This is a genomic window from Vibrio maerlii (assembly GCF_003415655.1).
Classification (GTDB): Bacteria; Pseudomonadota; Gammaproteobacteria; order Enterobacterales; family Vibrionaceae; genus Vibrio; species Vibrio maerlii.
On sequence record NZ_QRHC01000015.1, the window covers coordinates 41233 to 60275 of the forward strand.

Genomic DNA, 19043 nt, shown 5'->3' on the forward strand with positions numbered 1-19043 from the left:
GTAAGCAAACCTTACTCACCTTATCTAACAAGCTGTATTAAAAGGTAAAATAAAATTGTCAGATTTTAGTCAGCGTTTGCTTGTATAAAAATCGCTAAAAATAGACTTCTCATCACAAAAACCTTTGATAGTACCGATATCCGTCTCTTTACTACTAAACCCAAGTCACTGATTTTTCTTACCTAAATATTTTATTTCGATTTTTTTAGAAATAATTCTTGATCGATGGCCTTATATTTCTATAATTACCGAAATAAAGAGTTACACAACCACTGCTCAGGCAGTATAGGAATCAATCATGAATGAACAAATTTGGACCATGCTAAGCGAAGCTTTAGATATGTTTGCTTTTTTAGCTGTTGAATTAACGATACTTTTCTTAGCTATTAGTTACATCGTAGGCGTACTTCAGGAATTTCTCACACCAGAAAAGATCCAATCGATCTTAAGCTCACGTAACGGTAAAGGTTATTTTGTTGCGGCGTTATTGGGGTCAATTACACCATTTTGCTCTTGTTCAACCATTCCTTTCTTAAAAGGTCTTTTAAGAGCGCGAGCAGGTTTTGGTCCTATGATGGTGTTCCTATTTGCCAGCCCACTGCTTAACCCAGTCATTATTGGCTTGTTTGTCGTGACATTCGGCTGGCAGGTTGCTGTGTTCTACTTTGCCATTGCGATGTTTGTCTCTGTAGTATCAGGTTACATACTAGAGAAACTAGGTTTTGAGCGTTACGTGAAGGAAGAAGCTTACCAAGATTCTCCTGTAAGCTCTTGTGGAACAAGCGCAAGTTGTGGTGAAACCAAATCGACCACATCAACTTGCGGAACACCAACTCCTGCGAAAAACAGTTGTGCGACAGCGGAAAACACTTGTGCGACAGCGGAATCCAGCTGTGGTGAACCAAAAGTTACTGTAAGTTGTTGTGGTACAGGTGAAGCAACAATGAAAATTGAAAAGGTGGAACCAAGCCGTTGGGTGAAAATCTGGCACTCGACATGGAAAGACTTCAAGCAAGTTCTACCTTACTTGATGATGGGTATTGCAATTGGTTCTTTTATTTATGGCTTTATCCCAACCGAACTCATCGCTCAATATGCAGGTGAAGGTAAGTGGTATGCAATTCCAGTCGCTGCTGTGATCGGTATTCCGCTATACATTCGAGCTGAGGCGGTAATCCCACTGAGCGCGGCACTGGTTCAAAAAGGAATGGCGTTAGGTTCAGTAATGGCGCTTATCATTGGTAGCGCTGGTGCAAGTTTGACGGAAGTGATTCTACTCAAATCACTATTTAAGAACCAAATGATTGCAGCTTTCCTAACGGTAATCCTGGGCATGGCAATCAGTGCTGGCCTGTTATACAACTACTTGTTTGTATAAAACACATTAAAAAGCGCCGTATTCTCGAATACGGCGCCTTCGTTTAGTGTTAATAAGCTATTATCGAGTTAAATGTCGTAGACTTATCTGCTCTAATTTTCTGAACATAAGAGATAGCGATAAGCAGATCAACAAGTAGACCAAGCCTACGATTAACCAAATCTCAAAGATCAAGCCCGAAGAATTCGCGATCTCCGTCCCGACAAAAGTAAGCTCTTGAATAGAAATCAAAGACACTATGGAGGTATCTTTAACTAATGAGATCGCCTGACCTGCCAATGCGGGGGTAATTGCGGTTAACACTTGTGGTGCAATCACAAACCGGTACTTTACCCAACGCGATAGACCTAAAGAATCTGCCGCTTCCCACTGGCCTTTTGGAATTGAAGCTAAACCCGCACGAATAACTTCAGCCACGTAAGCCGAAGATAGCAAACCCACACACAGTACCCCGGATACTAAGTTCTCCCATAAAGAGACAGGACCAAATAGGAAGGCTTGTAAGGCGTTCGGCTCTTGGTTGTAATCTCGAAGTACCGCATCTAGTCCTAATAACGGAATAATCTGATTAGAGATAAAAAAGTAGAAAATGAACACAAAAACGAGTGGCGGAATATTTCTCACCAATTGAATAAATGCGTTCGCGGGGACTCTAAACACCGATATACTTGATTGCTTTGCTAAACCCAGAGCGGTGCCGAGTACGATGGCAAGCAACATACCCCACAAACTCAAACGCACGGTTGAAATCAGGCCTTGGAAAAAATAAGGTAAACCACCGTCAGCTCTGGGAGTAAGAATCAATTCAAAAGCATCACTCCAACGCCAATTGTAATTTACACCAATAGAAGAGCGATGGTATAACCAAGCGACACCTACAATGATCACGGCAAGTAAGACAAGATCAAGTGTGTTTAGACGGAGTGAGAACTTAGCCGTATTAGGCTTAGTTTGAGATAGCAAATTCGACATAAGAGCGAATAATTAACCCGATTTAAGGATAGTTAACGCTGGTGATAAACGCCTTACCACCAGCAGAATAGCCAATCACCAGAGTAGTATCCCTGTAATCACTGGCCTGATGCGATTTGGTCTTGCCAATCTAGCGTTGAGAACCAATATTCATAGCGCTCGCTCAACCAGCCGTCTTCTGTACGTGCTTGAATCCAAGCATCAAAGAATGCCTTCTTGTCCTCTTCTCCAAGTCGAACAGCAAAAGCTTCATTGCCCTTAGCTAAACGCTCATCAAACGGGATAAACAACTTATCGCTATTTTTAACCGCCTCATGCTCTGGTTTTGGGCTTGAGGCAATAACAGCATGAGCATTTCCATTTAACACTTCTTGGAATGCTTGTGCGTCGTCATCAAACTGCAGGATCTTTGCTTTAGGGAAGGTATCTCGCGCCACTTGAACAGTATGTGCACCGCGACGAGCTGCGATCTTGATACGACGAGAATTGAAATCACTGAACTCAGAGAAGCCGGCAGCTAGGTCAGTGTTCGCTGCAACCTGTACGCCTGAGTGTGAGTATGGTTCTGAAAACAATACACTCTTAGAGCGTTCTTCTGTGATAGATAGACCGCCGATGATTACATCAAACTTTTGAGCAAGTAGTGCAGGAATGATCCCGTCCCATGCTGTAGGAACAAACTCGACTTTCCAACCTGAGTCTTCAGCTAATCGCTTCGCTACGTCTATCTCAAAGCCTACGAGTTCACCTTGCTTGTTACGCATTGCCCAAGGTACAAACGTTGACATACCCACTCTGATCGTTCCACGTTCATTTATCTTATCAAGATTTGGGGTTTCAGAAGCTATTGCGTTACTTGTCATCAATGGAAGAGTGATTGCTAAGCCTAGTAACGCTGTAATACTACTCTTAAAGCTGCGCTTACACAGCGAACTAAAGTAATTTGATTTTCCTTTCATTATTAATTTCCTTAATTGATAAATTATTGAGCGCGCCACTGCGCACCTAACCTACGTTCGAGTAAAGCGGAAAAAGCTGACAGACTTAAAGTTAACACCAAATAAATGGCGGCGACGGTGAACCATATCTCAAACGGCATCGCTGTCTCAGAAACGATATTTCGACCTTCTGTTGTAAGGTCAAATATTGCCATCACACTGACGATAGATGAGTTTTTAATCAGAGATACCACTTCGTTCGTCAGCGGAGGTAGCGTGCGCTGCAAAAGTTGCGGCAAAATGACATCGTAGTAGGTGTAAAACGTTGAGAGTCCTAAAGATTTTGATGCCTCAAACTGCCCCCTATCAATGCTGTTCAATCCTCCCCTGAATATCTCCGCCGTATAAGCGCCCTGGAACAGAGCCAGAGCAAGTACAGCGGTTGAGAATCGATCTAAACCAATCACAGGGCCAAAGATAAAATAGAGAAGGTAAATTTGTACCAACAGTGGCGTGTTTCGAATCACCTCTATGTAAATATTGGCAACCCCCCTACCCACGACAGAGTTCGACAGCTTTAACATTGCCGTTACCAGACCTATCACCAGAGTAAAGAACAAGCTGATAGAAGAAATCTTAAGCGTGACAACCAGTCCTTCCATTAACTCTGCAGGCCACCACTCACCATCCTCATAAAAAGCGATGTAGTCTGGTACCCTTTCCCACTGCCAGCTGTAACCCATCGCCTGAGCACCTGAATCGAGCAACCAAGTAAGGCCTGCGATGAGCAAAATGATTTGCAGTAGAGCAGATAGTACTGGCTTGATTAACGTATACATATCAGTGACTCAAAATCTGGTCTAAGAACTTTTGAGTTCGAGGGTGCGTTGGTGAACTGAACAGTTGATTTGGCGTCCCCACTTCTAGAATCTCGCCTTCGTCCATAAAGATGACACGATCTGCGACTTTCTTCGCAAAACCCATCTCATGAGTCACACACATCATGGTGATGCCGTCTTTGGCAAGATCTATCATCACGTCCAGCACTTCTTGAATCGTTTCTGGGTCGAGCGCAGAAGTCGGTTCATCAAACAGCAAGACTTCTGGCTGCATACATAAAGAGCGGGCAATCGCGACTCGCTGCTGTTGTCCGCCAGAAAGCTGCACCGGATACTTATCCGCTTGCTCTGAGATCTTAACCCGCTCAAGGTAGTGACGAGCACGATTTTCCGCTTCCTGTTTAGAAAGCTTGAGTGAACGAACTGGAGAGAGTGTAAGGTTCTCCATAACGGTGAGGTGTGGGAATAAGTTGAAGTGCTGGAATACCATACCGACTTTACCCGCATTAGTAGAGGTATTATGGTTATTCAGTACCTTAATTGTTCCATCAGAAATACCTTCAAGTCCGTTAACCGTTCTAATTAACGTTGACTTGCCTGAGCCCGAAGGTCCACATATGACGAGTATTTCACCTGTTCCGACGGTTAAATGAATATTCTTTAATGCATGGTAGTTTCCATACCACTTATTGACGCCGCTAAATTCAATTGCGTTCATGCCGATGTAAGTTGTTGTTCTTATGCTGAGTGACTAGAAACCACCATATCACAGTGATATAAAACTGCTATTACTAACGCATTCTGTACGGGTAAACGTTCAAATTTACACCATCTCAACAATAAGACTGTGACCAAAACACACCTTTATTCCTATTGTCGAATCTATAGATATTACCTAATTAAATAAGACCCAAGAATAATTAGGTACAGCGTCATGGCTATATCCCATTCCATTGTTCCATTAACATTGTGTTCTTTGTTTATTGCACCACTGTATGCAGAAGATGATCAACCAAAGCGTCCTCAAACCGTCACCGATGTAAACCAGCGCTCTGGTGTACTTACTCCAAAAGGTAAAGTGACTTTCGATGCTTCAATTAGTTACACGCAAAACTCATCCAACAATGTATCCGTCGTAGGCTATACCATTCTTCCAACTCTGATTGTCGGGTTAATTGAAGTCAGTGATGCAGACAGAACGACGATTACCGCAGGGCTAACAGCTCGCTACGGTTTATTTGATGATACTGAGTTGGAGGTTCGCTTGCCTTATGTGTATCGTAACGATCAGATATCGACTCGCCCTATCGGACAAGGTGCAGGAGACGATGATGTGGTTAATACTTCAGAGAAAGGCGGTGGATTAGGTGACATCGAGTTTGCCATAAGACACCAGTTCAACTTTGATACCACGCCATATTGGGTAGGTAGCTTGAAGTTTAAGTCAGATACTGGCCGCTCACCTTATGACATTGATATCGACCCGAGTACTCGTGAGTTTGATGAAGTGCCGACAGGTTCCGGCTTTTGGAGCATCGAGCCAGGGCTTTCAATGATCTACCCAACCGACCCTGCCGTTCTCTTTGCAAACCTTGGTTATACCTACAATATCAAAGACACTAAAAGTATCGGCGATACATCGGCAGAAATTGATTTAGGAGACACCATCTCTCTTGGAGCTGGGATGGGTTTTGCTCTTAACCCAGACCTTTCATTTTCCTTCGGAATTAGTCATAGAACGATTTTGAAAAGTAAAACTGATGGACAAACGTCCGATGAAGCCAAAGTTTTGCAATTGGATACGATTAACTTTGGTATTAACTATGCGTATTCAGAAACTTCCTCCTTTAACATCAGTGCTCAGGCAGGGTTAACAGAAGACACCCCCGATTTTCAATTAACACTGAGGATGCCTTTTGCTTTTTAGTTGGTACTCCAGCTAGTATTGTCCTATGAGAAGTGCATCTTGCAAACGTCTATGATTGACCCTTTGCTTGAGCATTTCTCCCACATTAGCATCAATATCTACAATGGTACTTAATCCTAAGACACTATTATCTAGCGTATTTTGAATTACGTTTGTGATGTTTGATGCTATAGCGGTAGACGATACTGCATTAACGTTGCTGCCGATCGTGCTCTCTACTTCAGAAGTTATGTCGACCAATGAGTCTGGGATAATGGATTCACCATTAGTACTTTCAATAGTGTTACCCTCACCTACCTGTACAACATTCACTAAACGATCATCGACTGCTTGTACAATTTCATCGTTTGTCGGAATAACAGGCTGTCTCTTCAACGCTCCATTTTCAATGACTAACTCTGCAATTTGATTGTGAAAGACTAACTTGCCATTAATGGAGGTTTGCACGCGTAAACCTATATTAACAACGTAGTCATTACTGAATCGAAAGCCTCCTCGATATTGAGAGAGCTGCGCCTCTGACATTGGAAGTAGATCTTGTGATAGTTGAAGCTCATCTGCGTTTGCAACACTACTCGCAAACAATAGGCTACAACCAACAAGCCACGCTTTGGATTTCATTGGTTAGTAATCTCCAGCTTGTGGCAAAGTGATGCTGATTACACCTAAAGACTCTCTAGAAACACCTCGCTCTACAGGTGCTTTCTGGTGAATCGCATACTTGTCATCCGTAATAAATGTTTGTTTCCCAATATTGGCATGATTTCGTATAAGTAGGACTATTCCCTGATAATATTGCTCGAACTCTTCAAAACTCATCATCATCGTGCCTCTAGACGGATCACCGAGAATAATGGATGAGCTATTCATTCCTTTAATTACAACGAAGTGCATGTAGCCGTCAAAGTTCACTAACGTAATGCCTGGGACACCTACTTTTCTGATCGTATCAATATTGACCTTAAAACCATCGGAATTAAAACCAAGATCAGCTAAATACGCTTTCATATCCAATAGAGAAAACCCCTTTTGCTTAATTATCTCCTTATTCCCTTTTTCAAACATTGCTGCAAAGATATCTCCCTCGTAAGAAGGTGTATCATAGTGATAGGTTAATAATGTTGCTAACGCTGCTGATCCACAGCTAAAGTCATATTGTTGGCGATGAACATCACCAAACTTCATCTCTTGAAAACTCTTTACTGGAACCTTATATAGTCCACGTTCTGGCAAATAATTGAGAGCTGAACAAAGTGGGCTAAATAGCCCACCTATTATTAATAGTGCCGTTATCTGTTTCATAATCACTTCATCGACATATTAACGACGGTTGCATTCTGAATTAGAACGTTATTTCCACTATTTTGAATAACGCTCGTGATCCCCGAGCTCTCCATTAAAGCCCCTGAGGCAATGATATTATTACCGGTCACGGAATTATTAACCGAGTTACCAGCACTTATCCCTTTGATGTCTGAGCTTGCAACCACATTGTCGATATCGAGATGATATTCTCCACCGCGAGAGCTTTCTAACAGAACATTAGAAAGCTCGTCATGAGAGATCTCGATGTCATCGGCATAAGCAGATAGCGTAACTAGCACACAACAAGTAAGTAATACCGTACGCATCGCTTTCTCCTATTTTTTACTCACCTGTAAACACAGATGCATTAGTGCTAACAGCTTGTTGAGTCAAAGAGTTAGCTCCGGCGTTTTGCGAAATCGTTGTGATCCCCGCCGCACCAGTAAAGCCATCCATCGAGTTAGTATTGTCCACACGAATGTTGCCACTCAGAGGTGTACCATAAGATACGGATACCCCTCCAACACTACCCGCGAGATCAGCGCTAGCCGCAACACTATTGGCCTCAATATCGATCATGAAAGTGTTGGAAGTAGTCGTGGTATTAGCACTGTTGTTCCAAGTATTGTCGTTATCGTTACTTGCATCAGTTGCAGTATTACCACTCAATAGATTTGCTGTGTTACCGCTATCATCAATACTATTGTCAGTGTTGCCACTGTCATCAACGCTATTGTCAACATCAGTATTTGCGCTGTTGTTCCAAGTGTTGTCATCATCGCTACTACTATCAGTCGCGGTGTTACCACTTAGCAAATTAGCCGTATTGCCACTGTCGTCAATGCTATTATCCGTATCAATACTATTATCAGTATCTGTATTAGCACTTCCATTCCAGGTGTTGTCATTATCATTGCTACTGTCAGTCGCAGTGTTACCACTCAACAAGTTAGCTGTATTGCCACTATCATCAATACTATTGTCGGTGTTACCACTATCATCAACACTATTGTCAGTCGCAGTATTACCACTCAAGAAGTTAGCGGTATTACCACTGTCGTCAACACTATTGTCCGTCGCGGTGAGAGTATTACCACTATCATCAACACTGTTATCTGTCGCGACTAGTGTATTGCCGCTGTCATCCACACTGTTGTCAATGGCCGTATTGTCACTTAAAAAGTCATTGTGGCTCGCTAAGTCATTACTACCATTATTATCATTTGAGTTATTTGCTAGTGCATTACCGGTTAAAAAAAGTGCCGACAACGCAATTGCAATTCCTGATTTTTGTAAGTTCATAACATTTACTCCGTTACTAAATGTCACATTCATTTCTGATGATTGGTGCCCGAAAGCAAGGTGATTATAGGTATGAGTAATTGGTATACGATCTCACTATTAAGACAATTAAAAGTGATCAGAATAAAATTAGAGTAACATTGAAATTAATCCAGTGATAATCTCTTAAATATCAATAATTAATTAGCAAACATTTAATAAGGTTGGATAGTCTTGACTATTTTGTACGACAAAGTATTAACAGACAAATAGTGTATTTAACCTAACTAATAGAACCAAGAAAATAAATACTTCTTATCTGGTATTTTCTATAAGAGCATAAATATAAAGGATTTTTCTATGTGTTCCCTATCGGATTTAATCACCTCCTGTAACATCTAGCACTTTTATATTAATTATTTTACAGTAGGGGTGCACTAATTCTCATCCGTACATTTACTCTCTGAGCAAACTATACTCACCCTTATCCAGTTAGGGTTAAGGAAATAAAATATCCGAGATCACGTCCTGTTACTTTTAGGGATACGGAAAAATGCAACCACGTCAGATAACACTTCTTGCGCCAGAGGGCTTACAGCGCTGCTTGATTGAAAAGCAGCTTTCAATTATCAACAATACGAGTATTACGTCCTGTTCCACACATCAGCTGATTGTAAATACTAACAGTAGAAAACCGGACTTAGTCGTGCTCGATTATCACTACCTTGTTCAGTTACAAGAAGGATCGACGTTGCCGGACTTCGACTTATTGGACCTTAATATACTGATTCATAACGTCCCTAAAACAGGTGAAGACTATAGCTTTATGAGGTGGGAGTCTTTGAAAGGAATGTTGTTTGAAACAGCTTCGATTGACCACCTTACCGAGAGTGTGATGTACATTCTCAATGGCGGGCTTTGGCTACCAAGGCAGTGCCTTGAAAGCATGATTAACTACTACCGGACTCCAAGTGTATTGAGAACTGGAGAGGTTGATGCATTAACTAAGAGAGAAAGGCAGATTCTTGAGCTACTAGGAAGGGACTATTCGAATCAGAAAATCGCCGATCAGCTCTTTCTTGCTGAAAGTACCGTGAAAACACATATTTTCAAGCTTTATAAAAAGCTCCATGTACACAAACGCGAGGATGCGGTTAAAGCATTAAAGCTTATGAGAAAGTAATCTTCTTGAACCATTAAAAAACGCGACCTAATTGTCGCGTTTTTCATTCTATTCAACAATGTTTAGCCATCAGCCGTAATTGAGGTGATCAGCTCTTGCTGCACTTGCTCTGCTTTATCAACATCAATCTGGCATGTACCTGCGGCAATATGACCACCACCGCCATACTTAAGCATTAACTCACCAACATTGGTTTTTGATCCGCGATCAAAGATCGATTTGCCAGTCGCAAATACAATATTTTGTTTCTGGAAACCCCACATCTTGTGAATAGAGATATTACACTCAGGGAAGAGTGCATAAATGACAAATCGGTTACCCGCGTAGATCACTTCTTCGCTAGTCAAATCCAGAAGAACCAAGTTATTGTGGACAGTCGCACAGCGTTTGATCTGCTCTTTGAACTTCACTTCGTGTTCTCGGTAAAGCTCAATACGTTCTTTCACATCTGGTAGCTCTAGGATTTCTTCAATGGAGTGATCTTTGCAGTAGTCAATCAGGTCCATCATTAACGCGTAGTTTGAGATACGGAACTCGCGGAAACGACCTAAACCTGTACGAGCATCCATTAAGAAGTTCAATAGATTCCAGCCTTGAGAGTCCAACACCTCATCCATATTGAACTGAGCAGAATCCCCTTTATCTACCGCAGCCATCATGTCTAACCACGCTTCAGGGAATGTCTCTAAGCCGCCATAGTAATCCCATACTACACGAGCAGCAGAAGGAGCATCGGGATCAATAACGTGATTTGGTCGCTCACCTGTATTACGGATCGTTTCAGATAAGTGGTGATCAAAAGTGAGATGTGAAGCCTCAACATAAGGCAAGTTAGTCACAATGTCGTTTGAGGTTATTTCAATCTTGCCATCTTGCATGTCCTTCGGGTGGACAAACTTAATATCATCAATGAGTTCTTTTTGCTTTAGTAAAACCGCACATACTAAGCCATCAAAATCACTGCGAGTTACTAATCGGTATTTGGTTTGTTCTGACATCGTTTATTCTTCCTTTAATTGTGTCTTCGACATCGGTCGATAGAACTTTCTAGCCGAACTTCAGCTAACCCGTAAAGCTGAACTTGTTGGTTTAAGATAACCGTACTCAATCCTCAAAACAAGACTTCAGCATACAGTCTGCTAACATTTATTTAAAGCCTAGGTAATATAATATAAAACTCAGATAATAAAGGCTTAATGAACAAAGAAGGTTATTCAAACGTAACAGTTGTTACCGTTAGACTTTGGGAGAGTGTGTGAAAAAGTGGGTAGCAAGAGGTATATCGTTAGCAATAGGCTTAATGACTAGCGGATGTCTATGGCAAGACGAACACGAAGCTATGTTTAATGATTACCAAGATCGGATTAGCAATGTCTTAGGCGTTGAGAACAGCACTGCTCCAGACATTCAGCTCATCACAATTCCGAGTAAAAGAAAGGTGCACCACGAGATCCCGCCTGTCACTTTAGGTTTATTAGAAAGTTATCAGCTAAGACGCTGCGGCCTATTTCAACTCATTGCCGAGAAAAACTCTCAGCTTGGTAAGGTTCAAGATCAGTTCCATCACTTAGATTATGAGACAAGATTACTGAATACGCTGGAGCGTTGCTTGGTCGACGAGACCTTCAGCCTTAAGGAACGCCAAGAGCTTGAGTCAGTGCAGAAGACCAAGCAAAGCCACTACCCGCTACATGTTCGAAACCTACTGGTGTCAAGTAAAGCGATGTCAGCACAGTTATCCGGATCCGCCTGGCTTTCAAACTCTTCAGCAACATCTTCTGTGATGCACGCGATAGACAGCATTGCTTTGCTCACGAGTTCGTCTTTGAGTTGGCAAGAGAAATCCACATTAAACGTTAAGCAATATCAAGAGGTCTTGGAAAAATCTAAAGTTATCGGGGACTTGTATTACTCAAAACAACGTGCAGTTCAATGGCTAGATCTCACCACGGAGACAATTCGAAACAACTCAAAATTAGTACCTTGTGGCAAGAATCGCGATACGACGAAACTTAAATATCTGAATAACGTGTTCCAACTCTACTATGTCGAACAGGTGCAGCCCTATCTTGCATACCTCAACAAAACACATCATGAATTGAAGGACGCTAGTACCCTCATCAATACTCTGTTCATTGAGCTCAATGAGTCTTACCCGAACGATACTATTCACCAACAGTTTAAACAAGCATCCAAACGGCACGTTAAGGCGTGGCAAACGCTATTCAAACGCTGTGATGTTTCACCTGCGGCATTGAAGTCTTAAACTCACTTGGCAGCAACTAGAGCTACTTAGAGGTAAAGTCAGCTTGACACCTTACACCGGCAGATAGATCCCCTTTATCGTTACTTAGTGAAACCGTCACTGCAAAGGTATTACTCGCGGCATCAATGATAGGGTCGATAATCTTAACCGTTCCCTCGTAAGGTTGTTGGGTACCAATTGGGGTTAGGGACACTTTTTCACCTTTCGACACTGAGCCATATAACTCAGCCGGAAGAACAATTTCGGCATGCATTGGATTCAACGTTGCCACGCGCAGAAATGGCGTTTCATCCACAAACTCACCAGGGTCCTTAATTCTTTCGATGACGACACCAGAGATAGGACTGCGCGTTTTTCGTTGTGCTAGTCTCACTCGCGCTTCCTTTAGTTGATAAGCAGCAAGGCGCTGCTCCGTTAGCATCTCATCCTGCTCGTTGTCTGAAATGAGATTTTTTTTAAAAAGCTCAGCGTTTCGTTTCACTTTACGTGTTGCAAACTCTAATCGTGCTTGAACGGTGTTCACAGCTGCTGTTTCGACGGTCGACTTTAACTCCATGACCACCTGACCTTTCTTAACGGTATCGCCGCGCTGTACGTTCATCTCTTTTATTACGCCCTGCACTTCACTACTGAGCTCAACGTCAAAACTCGGCTCTAGTAAGCAGCTTAACGGTTGTGACGGAAACTCATTAGGGAATGTCTCCGCATAGGTATTGCTCACAGATATTGATGCGATAGTTGAGACTATCACTACTGGTAAGAAGGCAAAATTCCATTTTCTCGTTTTCTTCATAGCTTGTTATACCTTATGCCCAAACAGGGCTACACCTTGCGCTCTGAAAAAGACAGCACTTCCTGCTGCTGCTCGTCGCGAACTAATAACTCTTTTCGCATACGTTCTTGCTGTTGCTCAATTCGTGTCTGGCAACGGCGAATCCCTCTTAACAATAGCTTGTTTTTCAACCTCTTGGAAAGGGGGAATTGATAAATGGTCAATAATATCTTGGCCCATTTATGATTTATAACCTCATCTTCAAGTGATAGTTGAAATTCAACACTGCCCCTGTCTCCTTGTCGGGCACAACGCCCTTCAAGTTGCCGATCGACTCGTGATGAATCGTGTAAGCCGGTAATGATGACATGCAAGCCTCCCTCTGCTTCAACTTCATCATCTAACTTAATATCTGTACCGCGGCCAGCCATACTGGTTGCTATCGTCACCCTGTTAGCATGACCTGCGGCTTTAACTATCTCAGCCTCTTCTTGGTCTTGTTTTGCATTGAGTACTTGGTGAGGAATCCCACGAAACTCAAGTAGTGAGCTTAATTGCTCAGAGGATCTCAGTGACTGTGTTCCGATTAAGATCGCACGTTCAGATTGAGATTGAAAATCAACCACTCTATCGACAACGGATTGCCACTTGTCTTGATCGGTTCGATGGACCGTTGTCCCTAACTGTTTTCTCTTAGATGGCTTGTGTGTGGGTATGTCTACAACGGGTAACCCATAAATACGCCAAAACTCCGACTTTACCTCATCTGCTGTTCCTGTCATTCCTGAGAGGTGATGGTAATAGCGGAAGAAATTTTGGAAACTGATACTTGCTAATGTTGACCTTGGGTTACTCAGCTCGCAATGTTCTTTAATTTCGATCAGTTGATGCAGACCTCGCTCCCAAGTCCGGTCAGGCATTCTGCGACCCGTGTGTTCATCAATAATGATGACTTTGCCATCGTCGACTAAATAGTGCTTATCTCTTTCAAATAAGTATTGTGCCGTCAGAGCTTGCCTTGCCAATTCAAGGCGTCTCACCTGGCCTTTCCACAGAGCACCAAGTCCTTCCGTCATCTTCTCGATATTTTGCTTGCCTACCACGGTCAGCTCAATAAACCTTGGTTGCTTTATTACTCTAAAATCTTCATTTTCAACCAACTGTTCAACCAACGAATAGGCTTGTTGATACATCAGCTCCTGTCCTTCTTGGGGGGTTTCTTCACCAGAGATGATTAACGGAGTGGAAGCCTCATCCATAAACACACCGTCGGCTTCATCGACGACTGCAAAATGAAGCCCTCTCAACATGAGCTTATTGATACCACTATCGGTATGGCTACCAAACGCGCGTTGAGCGTGGAGTTGAATCGCACTGTCAGTCGACGCCAGCTCAATACGATCTTTTAGGTAATCGAAAGCCAGCTCATTATTGGTGCAATAAACAATGTCGCAACGATAATTGTCCTGACGCTCTGCCAATTCTTGGCCTTGTATAACCACGCCAACGGTCAATCCCAAGCGCGTATATACCGGATTCATTAGCTCTGCATCACGTTCAGTCAGATAATCATTAACCGTCACAACGTGAGTTGGAACTCCAGCCATTGCCGCCGCTGCGACGGGTAAAGTTGCGGTGAGCGTTTTACCCTCACCTGTTTGCATCTGACCTATATTGCCGTGCAATATTGCCAACCCACCTAAAATTTGGCTATCGAAATGCCACATCCCTAACTCTCGACCAGAAACTTCGCGAATCAACGCGAAACACTCTATGAGCAACTTAGTTGTGAGTCCGTCGCGATGTAATTGACGTTTGTTAACCTCAATACGAGTGTCTAGCTCCTGCTCTGACAAGGCTTCCAATTCAGACTCTAAGCGCTTAGTACGCCATAAAAGGGGGCGATAGAACCACACAGAAGAACGAATTGGTCGGCTTGTATAGGAAGTTAACGTATTCCACCAGCGAACCATGCGTTCGCTTTTGGCAATACTCTTTTGTGGCCTTTCAAGCTCAGAGTTTGGAAGTCGACTCGGTCTGCTATACATCAAACTGCCTCAAGAACACTCGTCGAATTTCACGCCCCCAACGATAAATGATGGGTTCCGGTTGATGTTCAAACAAGACATGTACTCTTTCATCAAAGCGAAACTTAGGTGTCTGATCACTTTGCATCTCTAGACGGAAATAATTTTGATACGCCTGAAGTTCTTGTGATCGGTTTGGATCGAGCGCGATCAAACCACCACCTTCTGTTGAGAGCGTGGCACTAGGTAAGATTTGGGTAGACGCAGGAAGAACTCGTTGAATACTCGCTTGATATTCGTGGTATGGGTCGGATGCAAGCTTAAGTTTTACACCTTGAGTTTGGTTACGAACTAAATCGATATCATCTTCGGTAATCATCACAGACAACGGAAGGTTTTGATAGTCAACAACATAACCCAAAATATCACCACGCTGGAAGAATCGACCTTCAGTACCTGAGCCCTGAGGAATCACAAAATCTCCTTGCGTAGTGCTGGTAACCAAAAGTGCATCTAACCGTGACTTCATGTCTTGATATTCTTGTTCGATGAAGTCCAGCTCTTGCTTGAGAATCTCCGACTCACTACGGTTATTAACACTCGCTTCATAGCGTACACGAGCTTCCCTTAATTGGCCTTCTATGACTTCCACACGAGTGAGTGTATCTGGGTCGGCCATCTGAAGAAGTACCTCGCCTGATTGTACCCTTGCTCCATCCTCAACAAGTATCGACTCCACAAACCCACTCGCTTGAGCTCGAACATAAGACTCTTGAGGGACATAGAGCACACCTTGAGCGTATGTTTGAAGTGGTACAGGTAGATAAAACAATACCGCCAAAATAGCCGTCACCACAGACAGTGAAATAGCATAAACCCGTGTTTTTTTCCTTTGCATATATGAATCCTTCAAAGGGCTGACACTGACTTTCAAAATAGGTGCAATCAAGCTACTCCAAATAGACCAAGCCGCTAGAATAACACCAATAAAGAAGTACTTACTTGCAACAAATAGTGAAATTATGACCATCACAAAGAGTCGGTAGATATAGGCTGCGATAGCATAACTGGCTAACCACACCGACTCTTTGCGACTGTACGCATTGCTTCTCACTTCGCTAATTCGATAGACATAACGTTTCACGAGGTAACCCACCTGTACGTTTCCTCGTGAAGCTAAGTTTGGTATCTCCAAGTAATCCGATAAGACATAGTAAGCATCGAATCTAAGTAGTGGATTACCGTTGAATAGAAGTGTCGAAATACCACCAATCAACATGACGTTATACGCCAAAGAGCGCATAAGCCCAGGTTCGACCAACGTCCAGATAATCATGGCGATGGAAGCCATCAATAGCTCTCCAAATACACCAACGGCACCCACAATCATTCGCTGATATTTGTTTCTGAATGAGGAAGCTGAAGTAGCATCTACATAAGGGACAGGGATGAATATCAACAGCATCACCCCCATTTCGTGAACCTCTCCACCCCATCGTTTTACGGCATAACCATGCCCCAACTCATGAATGAGCTTTACTACAGGATAAGCGAGAGCCATAAGAAACAGGTTCTCAACACCGAGTACTTTGTCACTGAGGTTGTTGGTTAACTCTTGCCAATTAAGCGCAGCCAACATAACACCAGCTACCAAAATCAACACAGAAACGAGAGCACCCAATTTAGAAAAGACGGCTGTCGCAACCCAACGAGTGGAGTGCAAGAAACGTTGAGGATCAAGAAGTGGGATTTTAATACTTAGCGGAGACTTAAGCTGCTGTAGCAACTTTTTGGTTTGCTCTTGTCCCCGCCTTTGATCGAGCTGCTGAACATTAGGAAGTTTATCTGTTTGAATGACATTGGCTTTATTGAGTTGTCCTAGCAATTGAATCACTTCATCTTGCGTCGGTATGTCATCCCCTAGCTGCTCGCAAGCAAGGCCCCAAACTTGGTCAAGCGTTCTATTGCCATCCATCAAACCAATCAACTGATAGGCCTCTGGTGTAAAACGTTGAAACTGCCCAGTTACATGATCTTGCAGCACGAACCACACCTTCCCCCTATAAACATGTCGGTGGATATTGGCGTGCTTGCGAATACGAACCTTGAGATCGGCAACTTTATACCAAGAAGGACTGAAGAGTGATGCTGACATACATTAGCCCCACCAAGTCCACAGCTGAATTTTCACCCACTCCACGAGCTCACGAGTCCAAACTTTTATCCCAAGTCGGTCATCTATGTAGACTTTTCCAATCCCTTCCATACCAGGGCGTAACTGATCACTCGACGAGAGCAGATCGGCCTCCACAACGAAGTAAGTTGTCCCTTCAATCGCTTCCGTTAATGGTGTGACTTTATTAACTTTAAATGCAAATTTTTGCTCAGGTAGAGCCGATAAATACAGCTCGCCAGTCTGCTCCAACTTAAGTTCTGAGATTCGACTATCTTTCACCAACAATTTGATTCGATAATTTTCATCCGGAGCAACCTCAAACAACACATCTCCCTTAGAGATTGCACTACCCAACCTTTGGCTAAGGTCTCCACTGACAATTAACCCTGGATAAGGGGCCGTTAATGCCCCCCGTTTGAGTTGACTGTTGATTAACTCTAATTGAGCTGTGACTTGCTGCTGCTGGGCATTAATAATATTGATCTTTGCTCTGTCACGTACTGCCACCGCTTCAAGATACTGTCGATTGAGCTTACCCTGTTCACTTAACCACTTGAGTTTTTCGAGTCGTAAATCACGATCATCCATTTTGACCAAAAGCTGTTCAGCTTCAACTCTATCACCCGCTCTTGCCGTCGCTTCATTTATATAACCATCATAAGGCGCAACAACCGCTTGCAGTTCAGCACTCTCTACAACCGCATCGGTCGAGAGTTTGTAAGGAATCACCCAAGTAGCGAGCAAGTAACAGATTGCAGCTAAGCTTAGAACAACTAGCTTTCGTCCAAGATACCTCGGTCCTAGTAAACGTCCTAACTGAGTAGCGGTTGCATCTAACGTCTTTCGTAACCAAGATTTGTCCTTTTCTTTTTTATCAGCCAAGGTTGGGATCACTAGGCTTACTAGACTCTGAGCCTCTTCTGCAGTTTTCTGACGCCAAACTTGTCCAGCCTTTCCTTCGACAACAACGGCTCCTGCGATCTTGCCATCGAGATAGATGGGAAGCGACATGATAGATATATCCCCAAGGTGTTCGGAAAGGGCTTTGTGTGCATTAACAATGTCACCATTTGTGTCACCGTTGAGTACCTTATCTGCTCTAATAGGACTTTCGGTTTCCGCAGCACTACCAAGAAAACAAATAGGTCGACCTTGATCGATACACTCATCCATCACATTTTCGATAAGACGAACCTGATTCATTTTCTTACCAAACTGAGCACTATGGGAGAGGAATTGCAACTTTGAGCGCTTGCGCTTGTATTCACCAATACTGGTGCGATCGCAGTTGTAAAGCACCGTCATTTCCGTGACTAATCGCACTGCAGCGGCGCTGTAACTAGACTCTGATAACACGCTAGCAAGTATGTCTACCTTCTGTTGATTGAACGTTTGCTGCTCGGAAAGCAACTTACTTCTTTGCTGATACTCAACCACCTCAAGACTCGAGGTACTGAGTTCAAGAAGCGTAATGGCTTGGGTAAGCTCTTGTTGCGAGCGCACATTGACAGCCATAGCGACGAAGGCAATGAGTTGCTGTTGATTGTCTTGAACGGGGTAGACCAAACCGAAGGTAGAAGTTTGAGACTTCGCTTGCCCAAGCGCTGACACTTGAGGACTGGACAGTGAAAACTGATTTTCTGCTAACTCGGTAAGTTGATTAAAAACATCACTGCCAGGGGCGAGTGTTGCAGTAGGTATGAGTCCATTATTAGTTGGCAAATAGATAACAGCTGCTTTCACCCCATCAATGATGTTTTGATGATGTACTAGCCACTCTTGGTAATAACTTAGATTGAACTCAGTATCATTGTTCTGACTCTCGGAAAATGCCGGCTTTTCAGCCGTACCGACCTGCTCCGTCATACTTATGTCCCTATAAAGTAAAACAGTCTCTCAATAAAAAGCTGCATTCAACCTAAGGCTGAACACAGCTTTTCTTTAACATAATGTTGTAATTATGTGAAAAGCTTACACTA

Annotated in this window: 17 protein-coding genes; 4 read left to right on the forward strand and 13 right to left on the reverse strand. The window is 43.0% G+C overall.

Translation table 11 applies throughout. The features are described from left to right. The first annotated feature begins 298 nt into the window (after positions 1–298). Positions 299–1378 carry a permease gene (locus DPF91_RS19775; RefSeq protein ID WP_117236165.1) on the forward strand — a complete coding sequence of 360 codons (1080 nt, stop codon included), beginning with the start codon at positions 299–301 and terminating at the stop codon, positions 1376–1378. Positions 1379–1438: 60 nt separating this feature from the next. Here DPF91_RS19775 and DPF91_RS19780 read toward each other — a convergent pair whose 3' ends face one another. The 4 genes from DPF91_RS19780 to DPF91_RS19795 all read right to left on the reverse strand — a co-directional run bounded on the left by DPF91_RS19780 (position 1439) and on the right by DPF91_RS19795 (position 4845). Beyond that, entirely contained in the window at positions 1439–2350 is a 912-nt protein-coding gene (locus DPF91_RS19780) for an amino acid ABC transporter permease (RefSeq protein ID WP_117236166.1), read from the reverse strand. Between the two features lie 98 nt (positions 2351–2448). Further along, the gene (locus DPF91_RS19785; RefSeq protein WP_117236167.1) at positions 2449–3309 is read right to left on the reverse strand and encodes a transporter substrate-binding domain-containing protein; all 861 of its coding nucleotides are present in this window, start codon (positions 3307–3309) and stop codon (positions 2449–2451) included. Positions 3310–3332: 23 nt separating this feature from the next. After that, positions 3333–4127 carry an amino acid ABC transporter permease gene (locus DPF91_RS19790; protein WP_117236168.1) on the reverse strand — a complete coding sequence of 265 codons (795 nt, stop codon included), beginning with the start codon at positions 4125–4127 and terminating at the stop codon, positions 3333–3335. 1 nt (position 4128) lies between these two features. After that, entirely contained in the window at positions 4129–4845 is a 717-nt protein-coding gene (locus DPF91_RS19795; protein ID WP_117236169.1) for an amino acid ABC transporter ATP-binding protein, read from the reverse strand. 216 nt (positions 4846–5061) lie between these two features. On the opposite strand from DPF91_RS19795, the gene DPF91_RS19800 reads away from it, so the two are divergent. Further along, complete coding sequence (locus tag DPF91_RS19800) at positions 5062–6054, forward strand: transporter (RefSeq protein WP_117236170.1); 993 nt, start codon at positions 5062–5064, stop codon at positions 6052–6054. 12 nt (positions 6055–6066) lie between these two features. Here the strand turns inward: DPF91_RS19800 and DPF91_RS19805 are convergent, their stop codons facing one another. From DPF91_RS19805 to DPF91_RS19820, 4 genes are read right to left on the reverse strand one after another with little or no spacing between them, the layout of a single operon-like run. After that, positions 6067–6675 (reverse strand): hypothetical protein, encoded by a 609-nt coding sequence (locus DPF91_RS19805; protein ID WP_117236171.1) that lies wholly within the window; start codon positions 6673–6675, stop codon positions 6067–6069. A gap of 3 nt (positions 6676–6678) precedes the next feature. After that, on the reverse strand, positions 6679–7356 hold the full coding sequence (locus DPF91_RS19810) for a C39 family peptidase (protein ID WP_117236172.1): 678 nt from the start codon (positions 7354–7356) through the stop codon (positions 6679–6681). Positions 7357–7358: 2 nt separating this feature from the next. After that, entirely contained in the window at positions 7359–7685 is a 327-nt protein-coding gene (locus DPF91_RS19815; RefSeq protein WP_117236173.1) for a carbon storage regulator, read from the reverse strand. A gap of 16 nt (positions 7686–7701) precedes the next feature. Further along, entirely contained in the window at positions 7702–8661 is a 960-nt protein-coding gene (locus DPF91_RS19820) for a hypothetical protein (RefSeq protein ID WP_117236174.1), read from the reverse strand. A gap of 532 nt (positions 8662–9193) precedes the next feature. Here DPF91_RS19820 and DPF91_RS19825 point away from each other — a divergent pair. Further along, positions 9194–9823, forward strand: coding sequence for a response regulator transcription factor (locus tag DPF91_RS19825; RefSeq protein WP_117236175.1), 630 nt, complete (start codon positions 9194–9196; stop codon positions 9821–9823). Positions 9824–9885: 62 nt separating this feature from the next. On the opposite strand, the gene DPF91_RS19830 is transcribed toward DPF91_RS19825, so the two are convergent. Next, entirely contained in the window at positions 9886–10821 is a 936-nt protein-coding gene (locus tag DPF91_RS19830) for an exopolyphosphatase (protein WP_117236176.1), read from the reverse strand. A 257-nt stretch (positions 10822–11078) separates the two neighbouring features. On the opposite strand from DPF91_RS19830, the gene DPF91_RS19835 reads away from it, so the two are divergent. Next, the gene (locus tag DPF91_RS19835; RefSeq protein ID WP_117236177.1) at positions 11079–12089 is read left to right on the forward strand and encodes a DUF3080 family protein; all 1011 of its coding nucleotides are present in this window, start codon (positions 11079–11081) and stop codon (positions 12087–12089) included. 22 nt (positions 12090–12111) lie between these two features. Here the strand turns inward: DPF91_RS19835 and DPF91_RS19840 are convergent, their stop codons facing one another. Genes DPF91_RS19840 through DPF91_RS19855 form a run of 4 tightly spaced genes read right to left on the reverse strand, consistent with a single transcriptional unit; the run spans position 12112 to position 18930 of the window. Next, positions 12112–12882: an efflux RND transporter periplasmic adaptor subunit gene (locus DPF91_RS19840; RefSeq protein WP_117236178.1), complete on the reverse strand. Its 771-nt coding sequence runs from the start codon at positions 12880–12882 to the stop codon at positions 12112–12114. 29 nt (positions 12883–12911) lie between these two features. Then, positions 12912–14909 (reverse strand): preprotein translocase subunit SecA, encoded by a 1998-nt coding sequence (locus DPF91_RS19845; RefSeq protein WP_117236179.1) that lies wholly within the window; start codon positions 14907–14909, stop codon positions 12912–12914. After that, positions 14902–17043, reverse strand: coding sequence for a biotin/lipoyl-binding protein (locus tag DPF91_RS19850; protein WP_117236180.1), 2142 nt, complete (start codon positions 17041–17043; stop codon positions 14902–14904). Before DPF91_RS19850 ends, DPF91_RS19845 begins: the two co-directional genes overlap by 8 nt. Before the next feature lie 3 nt (positions 17044–17046). Next, complete coding sequence (locus DPF91_RS19855) at positions 17047–18930, reverse strand: RND family efflux transporter (protein WP_117236181.1); 1884 nt, start codon at positions 18928–18930, stop codon at positions 17047–17049. Between the last annotated feature and the right edge of the window lie 113 nt (positions 18931–19043).

Excerpts from the sequence above, each read along its gene's own strand:
- DPF91_RS19775 (WP_117236165.1), top strand. The coding sequence starts at position 299 with ATGAATGAACAAATTTGGACCATGCTAAGCGAAGCTTTAGATATGTTT.
- DPF91_RS19780 (WP_117236166.1), bottom strand. The coding sequence starts at position 2,350 with ATGTCGAATTTGCTATCTCAAACTAAGCCTAATACGGCTAAGTTCTCA.
- DPF91_RS19785 (WP_117236167.1), bottom strand. The coding sequence starts at position 3,309 with ATGAAAGGAAAATCAAATTACTTTAGTTCGCTGTGTAAGCGCAGCTTT.
- DPF91_RS19790 (WP_117236168.1), bottom strand. The coding sequence starts at position 4,127 with ATGTATACGTTAATCAAGCCAGTACTATCTGCTCTACTGCAAATCATT.
- DPF91_RS19795 (WP_117236169.1), bottom strand. The coding sequence starts at position 4,845 with ATGAACGCAATTGAATTTAGCGGCGTCAATAAGTGGTATGGAAACTAC.
- DPF91_RS19800 (WP_117236170.1), top strand. The coding sequence starts at position 5,062 with ATGGCTATATCCCATTCCATTGTTCCATTAACATTGTGTTCTTTGTTT.
- DPF91_RS19805 (WP_117236171.1), bottom strand. The coding sequence starts at position 6,675 with ATGAAATCCAAAGCGTGGCTTGTTGGTTGTAGCCTATTGTTTGCGAGT.
- DPF91_RS19810 (WP_117236172.1), bottom strand. The coding sequence starts at position 7,356 with ATGAAACAGATAACGGCACTATTAATAATAGGTGGGCTATTTAGCCCA.
- DPF91_RS19815 (WP_117236173.1), bottom strand. The coding sequence starts at position 7,685 with ATGCGTACGGTATTACTTACTTGTTGTGTGCTAGTTACGCTATCTGCT.
- DPF91_RS19820 (WP_117236174.1), bottom strand. The coding sequence starts at position 8,661 with ATGAACTTACAAAAATCAGGAATTGCAATTGCGTTGTCGGCACTTTTT.
- DPF91_RS19825 (WP_117236175.1), top strand. The coding sequence starts at position 9,194 with ATGCAACCACGTCAGATAACACTTCTTGCGCCAGAGGGCTTACAGCGC.
- DPF91_RS19830 (WP_117236176.1), bottom strand. The coding sequence starts at position 10,821 with ATGTCAGAACAAACCAAATACCGATTAGTAACTCGCAGTGATTTTGAT.
- DPF91_RS19840 (WP_117236178.1), bottom strand. The coding sequence starts at position 12,882 with ATGAAGAAAACGAGAAAATGGAATTTTGCCTTCTTACCAGTAGTGATA.
- DPF91_RS19845 (WP_117236179.1), bottom strand. The coding sequence starts at position 14,909 with ATGTATAGCAGACCGAGTCGACTTCCAAACTCTGAGCTTGAAAGGCCA.
- DPF91_RS19850 (WP_117236180.1), bottom strand. The coding sequence starts at position 17,043 with ATGTCAGCATCACTCTTCAGTCCTTCTTGGTATAAAGTTGCCGATCTC.
- DPF91_RS19855 (WP_117236181.1), bottom strand. The coding sequence starts at position 18,930 with ATGACGGAGCAGGTCGGTACGGCTGAAAAGCCGGCATTTTCCGAGAGT.